Genomic DNA, 15,274 nt, shown 5'->3' with positions numbered 1-15,274 from the left:
GTTGCGAACCCGGTGACCGGATGCGACATAGCGCCTGCCTGCACTCCGGCCGGATGAGGTTCAATACGATCAGGTTGTCGACCGAGCCCGTCCCAGCACCGAAAGAACGGCACTTCCATGATCGCCATCGACATCTCCGACGCCATCCTCCGCGGCGCGGCCGAATTGGAACGAACCGCCAACGGCATTCTCACCCATCGCCTTCCACTCGATGCTCGCCAGCGCTTCTCCGATCCACAGCTCACGATGGCCGAATCTCAGCCGTCAGGAGCTCGGTTGGTCTTCACCACCGCTGCCACCACCATCGAGATCGATGCCGTGGCAACGAGACGCACGTTCCTCGGTCTGCCACCACGGCCCGCCGGGCTGTTCGACCTGCGAGTCGATGGTGTTCTCACCGACCGGGCCCCGACGACGGGTGGGATCACCACGATCATCGACATGGCTACCGAGTCGGTGCACAATCAGGTCGAGAGCAGTGGGCTCATTCGATTCTCGGGGCTGGCCCATGCCGACAAGCTCGTGGAGATCTGGTTACCGCACAACGAAGCGATCGAGTTGGTCGCCCTGCGCACCGATGGTCCCGTTACGCCCGTTGAGGACGAACGGCCGAAGTGGATCAACTACGGCAGCTCCATCAGCCAGGGATCCAACGCCACTGGGCCGAGCACCACCTGGACGGCGCTGGCCGCAGCAGCCGCCGACGTGCAACCGCGAAATCTGGGCTTCGGTGGAAGTGCGCTGCTCGACCAGTTCGTCGCCAGGACCATTCGCGATGCGCCCGCCGATCTGATCAGCCTGGAGATCGGCATCAATCTGGTCAACTCCGACGTGATGCGGCTGCGTGCTTTCACCTCCGCGGTGCACGGATTTCTCGATACGATCCGGGACGGTCACCCCGACACCCCGATTCTCGTGATCTCGGCAATGCTGTGCCCCATTCACGAGAGCACACCGGGCCCAGGAGCTTTCGACCCCGCAGCACTGGCGTCGGGCACGATCGAGTTCATGGCGACGGGCGATCCTACGGAGGTGCGGACCGGAAAGCTCACGCTAGAGGTCATCCGCGAAGAACTCGCCCGCATCGTCGCCGACCGCGCCGGCGGCGACACCCACCTGCATTACCTCGACGGCCTGAACCTGTACGGGCACAACGATTCCGATGAACATCCGTTGCCGGATCGTCTCCACCCCGACCAGCCGACACACGAACTGATCGCACGACGCTTCGTCGACACCGCTTTCGCCGACGGGGGTCCTTTCGCACGCCAGTGAGCCCGGCTCAGAACCCGATGGGAAGTCCCGCGTAGTTCTCCGCCAGTCCCGTGGCCCCTGCCTCGCTGGAGGCCACCCATTTCAGTTGCGAGATTTGCAACTGCGTGTCGAACGGGTCGTCGCCGGTGTGCAGCATCGTGGTCATCCACCAGGAGAAGTGGGTGCAGCGCCAGACGCGTCGAAGGGCGTCGTCACTGTAGGCATCGGCGGCGCGAGAGTCGCTCTTGCCCAGCAACGATGTCAGCGCCGGTGCCAACAGAGCCACGTCGGCCACTGCCAGGTTGAGGCCCTTCGCTCCGGTCGGCGGCACGATGTGCGCGGCGTCGCCGGCCAGAAAGAGATTGCCGTGTCGCATCGGCGTCTGCACGTAGTTGCGCATCGGCAGCACGCTCTTCTCGGTGATCGGCCCTGGCATGAGTTCCCAGCCGTCCTGACCGTGACCGAGCCTGCGCGCCAAGGCATCCCAGATCCGCTCGTCGGACCAGGTGGCGATGTCGGTGCCGTTGGGAACCTGCAGATACAGGCGGCTGACCGTCGACGATCGCATCGAGTGCATCGCGAATCCGTCCTGATGCCAGGCATAGATGAGCTCGTCGGTCGAGGGTGCCACATCGGCCAGCACCCCGAGCCAGGAGTAGGGATACGTCCGCTCCCAGGTGTTGCGTACCGAATCCGGCATCGCGGCACGGCTGGGGCCGAACGAACCGTCGCATCCGGCAACGACATTCGCATCGATCCGCATCGGCGTGCCCGAGGAATCGGTGAACGTGACGTACGGGGCGTCGGACTCGACGTCGTGCAACGCGGTGTCCGAGACGTCGTAGTAGATCTGCTGGCCGGCCTTCTCGCGGGCAGCCACGAGATCCTTGGTCACCTCGGTCTGCCCGTACACCCACACGCTTCGGTCCACCAGGTCACGAAAGTCGATGTGGTGCCGCTCTTCCGGCCACTGCAGATAGATCCCGCGATGCTCGTGCCCTTCGCGATGCAACCGCTCACCCAGGCCGTGGTCGTCGAGCAGCTGAACCGTCGAATGTTCGAGGATGCCCGCGCGGATTCGCGAGAGCACGTACTGCTGCGTGCGCGACTCGATCAGAACGGAATCGATTCCCTGCTCCCCGAGCAGGTGGGACAGCAGCAGACCCGCGGGCCCTGCGCCGATGATGGCTACCTGTGTACGCATGCATCGAGTACACCGCGCGTTCGGGCCGCGAACAAGACCGCGTTTCCACTCAGTGAAAACACTGCTATCGCCCCCGCAGACTTCGCTCGATTCCTCGGGCCGCAACCTGCAGAGCTGCAACCAGTCTGGCGCGATCCCGGCCGATACTCGGAACCACGATTCCCAGCGCAGCCACCACACTCTCACCCTCGCCCCGGACCGGCACGGCCACCGAACACGCCCCAAGCGTCATCTCCTCGACCGTCTGCGCATACCCCTCGCGATGCACTCGGCGTAGTTCGCTGTCCAACTTCCCCGGGTGAGTCACCGTGTACGGGGTGATGCGGGCCAAGTTCCTGAGCACGCGATCGTGCACCTCGCGCGGGGCGTAGGCCAACAACACCTTGCCGACTCCGGTCGCATACAGCGGCAGGCGGGCTCCGACCCGGCTGACCGCGGGCACCGACGCATGCCCGGCCAACCTGTCGAGGTAGAGCACCTCGTCGCCGCCGCGAATGGCCAAATGCACCGTGGCGAGCGTCGCGCCGTAGAGGTCGTGCAGAAATGGCGAGGCGATCTCTCGCAGATCGGCTTGATCCGGTGCCAGCAAGCCCAACTTCCACAGCCGACGCCCCACCACGTAGCGGCCGTCGTCACCGCGAACGAGCGCTCCCCAGTCGACCAGTTCACGCACCAGGCGATGCGCGGTGGCGACGGGCAGGTCGGCACCGTCGGCCAGTTCGGTCAGCGTCAGCACGGGGGTCTTCTCGCCGAACACGGCCAGGAGCGCCAGCAGTCGCGAGGCCACCGAGACCCCCGGATCCCGCGCATTGCCTGCCACGTGCACGACGATAGCCTCCCCGGTCATCGCCGAGCTCGAAGTTATGGACGAATTCCAGCCGAAAATCATCCACAACTTCGAGTTCGGCAGCTCGGGGAGCACCCACTGTTGACATCCACGGCACCGACGCGCAATCATTATTGGCACAGCGCCAATAAACCACAGATGCGCTTCGAGCCAAGGACCCACCATGACTGCACTCGCAGACCGCACCTCCGACGACCTCGCTACCGAGCTCGCCGACGTGCGACAGCTCGCCCGAGGATTCTTCGAGAAGGAGGTCGCGCCGCACCGCGAGGAATTCGCGGCAGCCGGACGCCCCAGCCGCGAGGTCTACCGCACCGCAGGCAGCCTCGGACTGCTTGGCATGTCGGTACCCGAGCAGTACGGCGGAGGCGGCGGCGACTTCCGCCACGAGGCGGTGCTGTTCGAGGAACAGGTCCGCTGCGGTGACTCGGCCATGCAGCTCGGCGTGCACAGCGGCATCGTCCCGCACTACATCCTGGCCTACGCGTCCGAGGAGAAGAAGCAGCAGTGGCTGCCGAAGCTGTGCTCGGGAGAGTGGATCGGTGCCATCGCCATGACCGAACCGGGCACCGGCTCGGATCTGCAGGGCATTACCACCCGCGCAGTGCGTGACGGCGACGACTACGTCGTGACCGGCGGAAAGACGTTCATCTCCAACGGAGCTCACTGCGATCTGATCATCATCGCCGCCAAGACCGATCCGTCCGCCGGAGCCCGGGGACTGTCACTGCTCGTCGCCGAGGTCTCCGACGACACCGAAGGCTTCCACCGCGGACGCGTGCTGCACAAGATCGGCCAGAAGGGCCAGGACACAGCAGAACTCACCTTCGACGGTCTCCGTATCCCTGCCACGAACATCCTCGGCGACGCAGAAGGACGCGGCTTCGCACAGTTGATGCAGCAACTCCCCCAGGAGCGTTTGATCTGCGGGATAGCGGCCGTCGCGATGATCGACGCCGCCGTCGAGCAGACCGTCGAATACACCAAGTCGCGCAGCGCTTTCGGCAAGACACTGTTCGATCTGCAGAACACCAAGTTCGAGCTCGCCGAATGCGCCACCATCGGCCGCGTCGTCCGCACCTTCGTCGACGACGCCATGGCACAGCACATCTCGGGCAGCCTCGACGTCACCACGGCAGCAATGGTCAAGTACTGGACCACCGACCGACAGTTCGAGGTGGTCGACCGTTGCCTACAGCTCTTCGGTGGGTACGGCTACATGGAGGAATACCCCATCGCCCGCATGTTCGTCGACGGCCGCATCGCACGCATCTACGCCGGTGCCAACGAAGTTATGAAAGACCTCATCTCCCGCTCCTTGTAACTCGGCAATATTGTTGCCCCAGAAAGGCCACCACCATGGAGGCGTTCCTCTACGACGCAGTGCGCAGCCCACGTGGCCGCGGTAAGAGCTCCGGCTCACTGCACACCATCAAGCCGGTCGATCTGGCCGCGAACACGTTGTCCACGTTGCTCTCTCGACACTCGCAGCTGGATCCGGCCCTGATCGACGACGTCGTGCTCGGTGTCGTCACCCCGGTCGGCGACCAGGGTTGCGATATCGCCCGCACCGTCGCGATGGTTGCCGGACTACCGGACAGTGTCGCCGGCGTTCAGCTCAACCGCTTCTGCGGATCGGGACTTGAGGCAGTCAACACTGCGGCGCAACGTGTTCGGTCCGGATGGGATCAGCTCATCGTCGCCGGCGGCGTCGAATCGATGTCCCGTGTCCCGCTCGGGGCGGACGGCGGCGCATGGCCGTGCGACCCGCTCACCAACTACAGCAGCTACTTCGTTCCGCAGGGAGTCAGTGCAGACCTCATCGCGACGATCGAAGGATTCGATCGCGACGAGGTCGACGCCTTCGCAGTGCGCAGCCAGCAACGCGCCGCACACGCCTGGTCGATGGGCCACTTCGAGAAGTCGGTCATCCCGGTCTTCGACGCAAACGGCCGACTGATGCTCGATCACGACGAAATCATGCGCCCCGAGACCACCGCGGCCGATCTCGCTGCCCTGAAGCCATCGTTTGCCCAGATGGGCGCGCTCGCCGGGTTCGACGCCGTCGCGATGCAGAAGTACACCGAGGTCGAGCGCATCGATCACGTCCACCACGCCGGCAACTCCTCCGGCATCGTCGACGGCACCGCGATGGTGCTGATCGGCTCCGAACAGGCCGGGCGCGCAGGCGGATTGACCCCACGCGGACGCGTCGTGGCCGGAGTCGTCGCCGGATCGGACCCGACGTTGATGCTCACCGGCCCGGTTCCGGCCACCCACAAGGTGTTGGCCGCAGCGGGACTCACCCTCGACGACATCGCGGTGTTCGAGGTCAACGAGGCATTCGCATCGGTGGTGCTCAACTACGCGAAGAAGCTGGACATCGACCACGAACGCATCAACGTCAACGGTGGCGCGATCGCGATGGGCCACCCACTGGGCGCAACGGGCGCGATGCTCACCGGAATGGCTCTCGACGAGCTCGAGCGGCGGGGCGAGCGCTACGCACTGATCACGCTCTGCATCGGTGCCGGAATGGGCGTAGCCACCATCATCGAGCGCCTGTGACCACCCCGCGCTCGAACGACGACCCGAGGAAACGATGAACAGCTCTGCTGCACTGCACACTTCCACCATCACCGGCGAGATCGGCACCGACCGCGTACTCGTGCTGACGATGGACGACCCGACGCAGTCCACCAACACGATGAACGCCGCGTTCGGCGAGTCACTCGGGCAGACGGTCGACTGGCTCGAGGCGAACGTCGATGCCTACGACGGAGTGATCGTCACCTCGGCGAAGGATTCCTTCTTCTCCGGTGGCGACCTCGAACTGCTACGCGACGCAGGCCCCCACGACCACGAGGCCATCGCCGACGCCCTCGACTTCACCAAGGACAAGTTTCGCCGGATCGAGAAGCTGGGCAAGCCCGTGGTGGCTGCGCTCGGCGGCACCGCACTCGGTGGCGGCTTCGAGATCGCGCTGGCCTGTCATCATCGAATTGCTCTGAACAACAGCAAAGCTCGCTTCGGGCTTCCCGAGGTCACCCTCGGGCTCCTTCCCGGGGCCGGTGGAGTCACCAGGACGGTCCGCATGTTCGGCATCGTCAAGGCTCTGACACAGGTGGTGGGCCAGGGCCAGCGGTATCGGCCGGCGCAGGCACTCGAACTCGGACTTGTCGACGAGGTCGTCGACACCCACGAGCAGATGATGGCGAACGCACGCGCCTGGATCGTCGCCAATCCCGAAGCGCTGCAGCCCTGGGACACGAAGGGATTCAAGATTCCCGGCGGCACCGCGGCCTCACCCGCGCTGGCTGCGCAATTGCCTGCCTTCGCGGCAACGGTCCGCAAGCAGGTCAAGGGTGCACCCATGCCCGCTCCGATCGCGGTGGTTGCTGCGGCCGTGGAAGGGTCGGTACTCGACTTCGAGTCGGCATCGCTCGTGGAAACCCGGCATTGCACCTCGCTCGCCTGCGGAGCGGTCTCGGGCAATCTGATCCAATCGATGTTCTTCGATCTCGGATCCATCAACAAGGGTGGCTCTCGGCCGAGCGCCGAACCGCACCGGGTGCCCGAGAAGGTCCTGGTGATCGGTGCCGGAATGATGGGCGCCGCCATCGCCTACGTCGTCGCCTCGGCACAGGTTCCCGTCGTGCTGCGTGATGTCTCGATCGAGTCCGCCGAGCGTGGAAAAGATTATGCACGTTCGATTCTCGGCAAAGCCGTCGCGAAGGGACGAAAGACCCAGGCCGACGCCGATGCGGTGCTCGCGCTCATCACGCCCAGTTCCGACGCGGCAGATGCCGAGGGTTGCGATCTGGTCGTCGAGGCGGTGTTCGAGGATCCCGCCGTCAAGCAGGGTGCTTTCGAGGCCGTCGACAAGTACCTGACGGCCGACGCACTGCTGTGCTCGAACACCTCGACCCTGCCCATCACCGAGCTGTCGACGGGAGTCTCGCGCACCGCGGACTTCATCGGCACGCACTTCTTCTCCCCGGTCGACAAGATGCCGTTGGTCGAAATCGTTGTGGGAGAACACACCAGCGAATCGGCGCTGGCCCGCGCATTCGACTTCGTTCGCCTGATCGGCAAGACGCCGATCGTCGTCGGAGACAGTCACGGCTTCTTCACCACCCGCGTCATCGGCCGGTTCATGGACGAGGCGATCTCGCTGGTCGCGGAGGGCGTGCACCCGGCCACCGTCGAGCAGGCCGCTCTTCAGGCGGGCTACCCGTCCGGTGCGCTGGCTCTCATGGACGAGATTTCGTTGACCCTGTCTCGGCACATCCGCGAGGGCATGGCGGAGGCCGCCCGCGCCGACGGTCGACCGTGGATCGTCTCGAACTCGTATGCCCTGGTCGATCGCCTCGTCGACGAGTTCGACCGCCCCGGCCGCAAGGCCGGACGTGGCTTCTACGAGTACTCCGAGGACGGAACCAAGGCCGGATTGTGGCCGGGCCTGGTGGAGCACTATCACCGCCCCGATCACGGAATTCCGTTCGAGGACATGATGGATCGCATGCTGATCGCGCAGTCGCTCGACTCGATCGCGTGCCTCGACGAAGGTGTCCTGCGGACGGTCGCCGATGCGAACATCGGCTCCATCCTCGGCATCGGCTACCCCGCGTGGACCGGTGGCGTGCTGCAGTTCGTCAATCAGTTCGACGGCGGCCTGCCGGGATTCGTGGAGCGAGCCGACCGACTGCGGGCAGGGTACGGCGATCGGTTCGTCGTGCCGAGGTCACTGCGCTCACGCACCGAGCGGTACCTCTGACGCCTCGCGGCGTCGGTTCGGTGCAATCATGGCAACCATGCCGGCTGCAAGTACACCCAAGTGGAATCGACTGGAACCGGACGAGCGACGAACGCAGATCCTGGCGAGCGCTGTTCGCTTGTTCGGCGACAAGCCGTACGCGGAGGTGTCGATGTCGGACGTCGCTGCCTCGGCCGGCGTCGCACGAGGGCTCATTCACCACTACATCGGCAGCAAGCGCGATCTGTACCTCGAGAGCGTTCGCTTCATGGTCACCGTGCCGCCGATCGAAGACGTACATCTGCCCACGGGCTCGCTCGAGGAGCGAGCCCGTGGCAGTGTGCATTGGCTGGTGGGGGTGATCGAGACGCACGGCGCGGCGTGGGTGTCGGTGGCGAGCGGATCGGGCGTCGACGAGCAGGTGGCCCGCATTCTCGACGAGGCCGACGATCTCGCTGCCGAACGCGTGCTCGACGCAACGGCATTCGAGGGCAGAGGCGGTGACCGACGAGTTGCGACCTCTGCGGTGCGTGCGTTCGGCGGCATGGTCAAGGCGGCAGGCCGCGAGTGGTTGGTGCGCGGCACACTGACGCGCGAACAGGTCGAGATTCTGCTGACCGATGTGCTCGTCACCGTCCTCGACACGGCTCGGGCTCTGGACGACGCCCGAGACCGTTAGCCAGACAACCCATTTCGGCGGTCCATTCGAGTGGTAAACGTGCAAATCGCCTATTGACACTGTGCCAATAAGGTGGAACTGTGACGGTATTCACCTCGGGCACCCTCGCCCCCTCTCGCACAAGGGACTCGCCATGTATCTCACTCAAGGCCTTCACCGCTCCGCGGCAACCACTCCGAACCGGGCAGCAACGGTGTCCGGCGATCGGGTTCGTACCTTCGCCGAACAGATCGACAGAGTGGCAAGACTGGCTGCGGGCCTGCACTCCATCGGCGTCGAGCCCGGCGATCGAGTTGCGATGCTGGCGTTCAACAGCGACCGATACTCGGAGTACCTGCTCGCGGTGCCGTGGGCCGACGCCGTGCTCAACCCCGTGAACATCCGGTGGTCGCCCGTGGAGGTCGCGTACGCACTCAACGACTCCGACACCAAGGTCCTGCTGGTCGACGACACCTTCAGTGCCATGGTCCCGGCATTGCGCCCGGCATGTGCCGGCCTGCAGACCATCGTCTACTGCGGAGACGGTGCCACCCCCGAGGGCATGGTCTCCTACGAGGACCTGGTCTCGTCCCACGATCCCATCCCCGATGCGCGCCGCAGCGGCGACGCACTCGCCGGACTGTTCTACACCGGTGGCACCACCGGCTTCCCCAAGGGCGTCATGCTCTCGCACGCGAACCTCGTCACCTCGGGCCTGGGAACGGTGGCGACCGGACAGCTGCTCGACGACGCGTCGATCCTGCTCCATGCCGCTCCGATGTTCCACCTCGCCGATCTGGCCGCATGGGTGGGTCAGGTCATGCTCGGCGGCACCCATGTGATGGTTCCGTTCTTCGAGCCGACCGCCGTCCTCGGCGCGATCGCGAAGCATTCGATCACCGATGTGCTGCTGGTACCGACGATGATTCAGCTTCTCGTCGACCACCCCACGTTGAGTGAGTTCGACACCTCCTCGCTGAGCCGCGTGCTGTACGGAGGATCCCCGATCTCCGCGGGCGTCCTCGAGCGCACCCTCGCCCGGCTCCCGCGGGCCCGCCTCACCCAGGCCTACGGCATGACCGAGCTCGCACCGGTCGCATCACTGCTCTGGCCGGAACACCATGTGGGAGAGCGCATCGGCTCGGCCGGTCGCGCGGCTCCGCACTCGGAGATCCAGATCCTCGGCCCCGACGACGAGCAGTTGGCCACCGGATCCGTCGGCGAGATCTGTGTTCGCGGTGGACACGTGATGCTGGGCTACTGGAACAAGCCGGACGAGACCGCCGCGGCCATTCGCGACGGTTGGATGCACACCGGCGATGTCGGCTACCTCGACGCCGACGGGTTCCTGTTCGTCGTCGATCGCCTCAAGGACATGATCATCACCGGTGGCGAGAACGTCTACAGCGCCGAGGTCGAGAGCGCACTGAGCCTGCACCCCTCGGTGTTGGCCTGCGCCGTGATCGGTGTTCCCGACGGCGAATGGGGCGAGCGCGTCCACGCCTGTGTCGTGCTGGCCGAGGGCACCTCGCCGACGGTCGAAGAACTTCGCGATCACACCCGCAGCTACGTCGCCGGATACAAGACCCCGCGCACCATCGAGTTCGTCACCGCACTGCCCATGAGCGGCGCAGGCAAGATCCTCAAGCGCGAACTGCGGGACGCACACGTGGCGAAGGACGCGCTCGGAGCGTCCCTGTGACCAGCCAGGTCCAGGCGCGAGCCACCTTCGATTCGATCTCCCCCATCGACGATGGTCCGGTCGCCTCGTTCGCCGTCGATTCGACCGAGTCCGTCGCGCGAACGGTCGGCCTGGCACGGAGGGCGCAGCGCACTTGGGCGGCACTACCGCCGCGTACTCGCGCCCGACACCTGAGGGCATGGCGACACGAAATCTGGAGTCATCGAACCGAATTCATCGATCTGATTCACCGTGAGAACGGCAAACCCGCCGACGATGCACTGCTCGAGATCGTACTGACCCTCGAACACATCGCGTGGGCGGAAAAGCAGGCACCACGACTCATGCGGTCGCGCCGAGTCAACCCCGGGTTGCTGCTCGCGAACTACTCCGCTCACGTGGAGACGGTCGCGCTCGGCGTCGTGGGCGTCATCGGCCCGTGGAACTACCCGCTCTACGCACCCAACAGTGCGATCGGTTCGGCTCTGGCAGCAGGCAACTGCGTGGTGTTCAAGCCGAGCGAGTACACCCCCGCGGTGGCGGCTCGATACGTGCGCGCCTTCCACGAAGCCAATCCGACTCTGCCACTGGGCATTCTGTCGCTGGTGACCGGATACGGCGAGACCGGTGCCGCGCTGTGCCGCTCGGGCGTGGACAAGATCGCGTTCACGGGCTCGACGAGAACCGGCTCGAAGATCATGGCCACGTGCGCCGAGACTCTCACCCCGGTGGTCGTGGAATGCGGCGGCAAGGATCCGGTGATCATCGCTGCGGATGCAGACATCACGGCAGCAGCCGAGGCGGTGGCCTGGGGAGCATTCAGCAACAGCGGTCAGACGTGCGTCGGAGTCGAGCGGGTGTACGTCGAGCGCAGTGTCGCAGCACAATTCACCGGTGCTCTCGTGCAGCACGCCCGTGCCATCGCGCCCGGTGGCGATGCGTCGTCCACCTACGGACCGATGACGATGCCCAGCCAGATCGACATCGTGCGACGCCACCTCGCCGACGCCGAAGCGGGCGGTGGCCGAGCACTGATCGGCGGACTGTCCTCGATCGGCGAGCGATTCGTCGGACCCACCGTGTTGGTGGACACCCCCGAGAGCTGCTCGGCCGTTCGCGAGGAAACGTTCGGCCCCACGGTCACCGTCCGTGAGGTCGAGAGCATCGACGAGGCGATCGAGCTGAGCAACGACCATCGGTACGCTCTCGGCGCATCGGTGTTCTCCCGCACGCACGGCAAAGAGATTGCGGCGCAACTGGTGTGCGGCCAGGTCACCGTCAACTCCGTGATCGCGTTCGCCGGGATGGGATCGGTTCCGATGGGCGGCGTCGGTGCCAGCGGCTTCGGCCGAGTACACGGCGACGAAGGGTTCGCCGAGTTCTGCCGCACGCACAGCCGCGTCACGAAGCTGTTCGACATCCCCGGATTCGAGCTGGTGACGCTTCGACGCCGACGGTGGGTCATGCCGCTGATCGACCGAGTACTGGGGCTGCGTCACCGACGCTGAGCGATCAGCGCACCGATTCGACCTGCCATGTCACCGCTGCCCACGCGTGAGGACTTCCGCCGGTTCTCTCATCGGATCGTCGTGGTTCGCTCGGAGAGGATCAGCGCCTCCAAGTTGCACATCGAGACATCGAATCGTGCGGACATCCCGGCGGTCGCGATGGGTCGCACAATACGTCCCAGCCAGCTCGGAGCGACATCGAACCAGAACTCGAAGGTCATCGCGGTGGAGGTTCCGCCGCCCAGCGGCGCGAAGCGAAAGACGTTCGCCACGTTGGTGAGCGGTGCGAATCCCTGACCCGAATCGATTCGCAGTCGGTTCGGTTCCAGATGCCGGACGGTCCACGTGGCGTGACTGGTGAAGCGTCCGAGCGCCGCCACTTCCTCGGTATAGACACCACCTGTGCGGGCGGTGCCGTGATGAGCGGTGACGGCTCGGACGTCGGACACCCATTCCGCGTAGCGGCTGGTGTCACCGGTCAGTGCCCAGACCTCCTCCGGGGTCACCGAGAGTGTGCGATGGGCCGAGACTACGAAGCGTTGTTCCACGAGAGTTCTCCTTCGGTCGAAAGTATTTCTGCTGCGGCCTTTTCACCCGATCGCACGGCGCCGTCCATGTATCCGTTCCAATAGTCGGAGTGTTCGGCACCGGCCCACCGCACTCGTCCGAACGGAACATCGCGCCACCGTCCGAGCCCGGTCAACACCCCGGGGGTCAACACCGCGGTCGGCCCGCCGCGGGTCCACCGTTCGTCGGTCCAGTCCAGTTCGATCCACTCCGTCGGTTCGAGCGCGCGCGGCCCCACCGCCGAGGCGAAGGCACGGAGCACCTCGCCTCGGCGCTCGGATTCGTTGCCGGCGGACCAGTTTCGGCCACCTCGATGGCGAGCGCCCCAGGTGCCGACGAATCCCATCAGTACTCCCTGACTGTCGCCGGGTGGTGAGTTGTCGAACATCGAGGACACCGGTACGGCGCTGTCACGAAAGAGCGCCTGGCCCGACAGCCCGCTCGCACGCCAGAACGGTTCGGGATACACGGCCTCGCACTTGGCCAATCCGCCGAAGTTCATCCGCTGGAACAGTGCTTCCTGGGGCGCGGGAAGCGCAGGGCTCCAGTCGATTCGGGTGGCCAGAACGGGCGGAATCGCGACGACGACCGATCGGGCGACCCACGATTCGGTATCGCTGTGCACCACCACGCGATCCGGATGCTGCTCCACGCGTCGCACGGGAGTATCGAGCAGGACGGCGTCACCGAGCTGCTTCGCAATCTCGATGCAGATCGCCTGTGAGCCACCGATGAAACGCCACTGTTGCGCTCCCCCAGCGACACTCATCAACCGATCGACGGTGCCGGGAGTGTATTCGTTGCCCGCCCCGGCCATGTACGCCAGGCCGAAGAGCGCCGACACGCCGGCGGATGTGCCACCGAACACCGACCCGAGCAGGATGTCGAGCAATTCCACGCCGCCGTCGGTGGCCGAGTGCCTCCGGGCCCAGGTGGCGAGAGTCTGGGTGTCCCACTCGCGTGCACGCGGTGCCGTCCAGGGTTTGCCCACGGGGATCTGGCCGGCGGCCCGATCGATCCGCGCCACGAGCATCCCGACCTCGGGCAATGCCGCCAGGTCCGGCGGCACCCCGCCGTCGAAGCGTCGGGCGCGTCCGTTCTTGACGTAGATACTCCATCCGATGTCGTACGCGGGGAAGGTCCCGACGCCCACCGACGCGGCCAGGCGGAGGATGTGGTCCTGCGTCGGACCGACGAACTGCCCGCCGGTCTCGACCACCGAGTTCTCCCCGAGTGCGTGGTTGACCGTCCGCCCGCCCACCCGGTCTCTGGCCTCGAGGACCTGCACGGTCAACCCTGCGGCCGTCAGTTCCCTTGCAGCGGTCAGACCCGCGAGTCCTGCGCCGACGACCACGACGTCCACCCGCGAGGCTTCCGAAATCTCGGTCATGGGTGCTCCTTTCCGGGCTGTTCGATGTAGCGGCGACAGTAACCCAACATTGGCCACTAGGCCAGGATTGATGGAAAGTGCCTGCTGAAGAGCACTGCGACGGGGGTGGATGACAACACCCCGGCTACGTTGTAGCAATGACCGAAGAGCGCCGGAAGACTCGATACGCGCGTGGCCAAGAACGCCGAGACGCCCTGGTCGACGCTGCCATCGGCGTGATCGGAACACGCGGACTCGAACGCGTCTCGTTTCGGTCCGTGGCGGACGCTGCCGGCTTCCCGCCGTCGACCACCAGCTATTTCTTCGGCTCGGTCGGCGAACTCATCGATGCCGCGATCACCCGAATAGCCGAGAACGTGACGGCCAAGGTCACTGCTCTACTCGACGTCGCGCACACCGGCGGGCCCACTCGCGACGATCTCGCAGACGCGATCATGGACCTGGTCTCGCTGCTGTCCTCCCCCGCGGACGACGACTCCCTCGTCCAGTTCGAGGCGTACCTCGCCGTGCGGAGGCGGCCCGAGCTGGCGGATTCGGTGCACCGAATCATGCGGATGATCGAGGAGGCGGCCGAGGCGGCGTTGGGGGCATTCGGTATCGCGGAACCACAACTACCGGCTCGGCATTTCCTGGCGCTGATCGACGGCTACACCCTGCACGAAATCGCCAGGCCGACACCGGGTGGCAATCGGGCCGAACTGAAGGATGCCCTGCTGCGCGTACTCGACTCGTACGTGCCGCGAGCCTGACGTCGGAGCCCGCTAGCCAGCGCCGACGAGAAGCGGCACGATGTTGCGGTGCGCGAACGCGAGCAGATCGTCGTAGGTATCGAGCGGGGCGGCGGCCGACGGAGTCAGCAAGATCGAATGAACAACGCGCACAACAATTTCCGGCGCATCCGGCACCGCGAAGGTGTCGGATTCCAGTTCACCCCTTGCGATGTGCGCGGCAGCGTTGATCGCGGGCACGAGCAATGCCGACGCATTGGTGGTCAATTGCTCGAGCACCAACGAACTCTCGGAATCGAACATCTTGAGCAGTACCGGATTGGTCCGAACCGAGTCGATGGTCGTGGCGAATCCGTGCGCCGCCCGATCGGCTCGTGACGTCTGTTTCGAGGCCGCTGCCGCCACCGCCACGAACAGCCGCGACGACTCCCGCGCCATGACGGCCCGCACCAGGTCGTCCTTGGACCCGATCCGGCGGTAGACGGTCACTCGGTTGATCCTGGCGCGCTTGGCGACGTCGCCGATGGTGGTTCGAGGGATTCCGACCTCACCGAACAGTTCCAAGGCGGCATCGAGAATCGGCCCGTCGTCCCCATCTGGATGCATCGCTCGATCCTAACGGTCGTCCGGCCACTGTTGTGCAACATTGCAACATAATATGTTGCTATGTAGCATCGGTGT

General features: G+C 65.4%; 13 protein-coding genes. 8 read left to right on the top strand and 5 right to left on the bottom strand.

Annotated features, from left to right (window positions below):
* The first annotated feature begins 117 nt into the window (after positions 1-117).
* Positions 118-1,275 (top strand): SGNH/GDSL hydrolase family protein, encoded by a 1,158-nt coding sequence (locus tag AYK61_RS18630; protein WP_121871916.1) that lies wholly within the window; start codon positions 118-120, stop codon positions 1,273-1,275.
* 7 nt (positions 1,276-1,282) lie between these two features.
* Here AYK61_RS18630 and AYK61_RS18625 read toward each other — a convergent pair whose 3' ends face one another.
* Together AYK61_RS18625 and AYK61_RS18620 are read right to left on the bottom strand one after the other, a co-directional pair.
* Positions 1,283-2,458: a 4-hydroxybenzoate 3-monooxygenase gene (locus AYK61_RS18625; protein WP_121871915.1), complete on the bottom strand. Its 1,176-nt coding sequence runs from the start codon at positions 2,456-2,458 to the stop codon at positions 1,283-1,285.
* A 64-nt stretch (positions 2,459-2,522) separates the two neighbouring features.
* Positions 2,523-3,278, bottom strand: coding sequence for an IclR family transcriptional regulator (locus tag AYK61_RS18620; RefSeq protein ID WP_220709158.1), 756 nt, complete (start codon positions 3,276-3,278; stop codon positions 2,523-2,525).
* Between the two features lie 190 nt (positions 3,279-3,468).
* Here AYK61_RS18620 and AYK61_RS18615 point away from each other — a divergent pair, with 190 nt between their 5' ends.
* The 6 genes from AYK61_RS18615 (at position 3,469) to AYK61_RS18590 (ending at position 11,908) form a co-directional block, all read left to right on the top strand.
* Positions 3,469-4,629 carry an acyl-CoA dehydrogenase family protein gene (locus AYK61_RS18615; RefSeq protein ID WP_121871913.1) on the top strand — a complete coding sequence of 387 codons (1,161 nt, stop codon included), beginning with the start codon at positions 3,469-3,471 and terminating at the stop codon, positions 4,627-4,629.
* Between the two features lie 35 nt (positions 4,630-4,664).
* Positions 4,665-5,873, top strand: a complete 1,209-nt coding sequence (locus tag AYK61_RS18610) for an acetyl-CoA C-acetyltransferase (protein WP_121871912.1) — start codon at positions 4,665-4,667, stop codon at positions 5,871-5,873.
* Positions 5,874-5,907: 34 nt separating this feature from the next.
* Positions 5,908-8,082 (top strand): 3-hydroxyacyl-CoA dehydrogenase NAD-binding domain-containing protein, encoded by a 2,175-nt coding sequence (locus tag AYK61_RS18605; protein ID WP_121871911.1) that lies wholly within the window; start codon positions 5,908-5,910, stop codon positions 8,080-8,082.
* A gap of 28 nt (positions 8,083-8,110) precedes the next feature.
* Entirely contained in the window at positions 8,111-8,740 is a 630-nt protein-coding gene (locus AYK61_RS18600) for a helix-turn-helix domain-containing protein (RefSeq protein WP_310886837.1), read from the top strand.
* A 133-nt stretch (positions 8,741-8,873) separates the two neighbouring features.
* Complete coding sequence (locus AYK61_RS18595; RefSeq protein ID WP_121871910.1) at positions 8,874-10,421, top strand: long-chain fatty acid--CoA ligase; 1,548 nt, start codon at positions 8,874-8,876, stop codon at positions 10,419-10,421.
* Positions 10,418-11,908 (top strand): aldehyde dehydrogenase family protein, encoded by a 1,491-nt coding sequence (locus AYK61_RS18590; RefSeq protein ID WP_121871909.1) that lies wholly within the window; start codon positions 10,418-10,420, stop codon positions 11,906-11,908. Before AYK61_RS18595 ends, AYK61_RS18590 begins: the two co-directional genes overlap by 4 nt.
* A gap of 68 nt (positions 11,909-11,976) precedes the next feature.
* Here the strand turns inward: AYK61_RS18590 and AYK61_RS18585 are convergent, their stop codons facing one another.
* The gene (locus tag AYK61_RS18585; RefSeq protein WP_121871908.1) at positions 11,977-12,456 is read right to left on the bottom strand and encodes an SRPBCC family protein; all 480 of its coding nucleotides are present in this window, start codon (positions 12,454-12,456) and stop codon (positions 11,977-11,979) included.
* On the bottom strand, positions 12,438-13,865 hold the full coding sequence (locus tag AYK61_RS18580) for a flavin monoamine oxidase family protein (RefSeq protein ID WP_121871907.1): 1,428 nt from the start codon (positions 13,863-13,865) through the stop codon (positions 12,438-12,440). Before AYK61_RS18580 ends, AYK61_RS18585 begins: the two co-directional genes overlap by 19 nt.
* Before the next feature lie 137 nt (positions 13,866-14,002).
* On the opposite strand from AYK61_RS18580, the gene AYK61_RS18575 reads away from it, so the two are divergent.
* A complete protein-coding gene (locus AYK61_RS18575; protein WP_121871906.1) occupies positions 14,003-14,614 on the top strand; it encodes a TetR/AcrR family transcriptional regulator in 612 nt (203 codons plus the stop codon).
* A 12-nt stretch (positions 14,615-14,626) separates the two neighbouring features.
* Here AYK61_RS18575 and AYK61_RS18570 read toward each other — a convergent pair whose 3' ends face one another.
* Complete coding sequence (locus AYK61_RS18570; RefSeq protein ID WP_121871905.1) at positions 14,627-15,199, bottom strand: TetR/AcrR family transcriptional regulator; 573 nt, start codon at positions 15,197-15,199, stop codon at positions 14,627-14,629.
* Positions 15,200-15,274: the final 75 nt, after the last annotated feature.

Source organism: Rhodococcus sp. SBT000017, from assembly GCF_003688915.1.
Lineage (GTDB): Bacteria > Actinomycetota > Actinomycetes > Mycobacteriales > Mycobacteriaceae > Rhodococcoides.
Note: the sequence above shows the minus strand (reverse complement) of the source record. Positions and strands in the feature narration are given on the sequence as shown.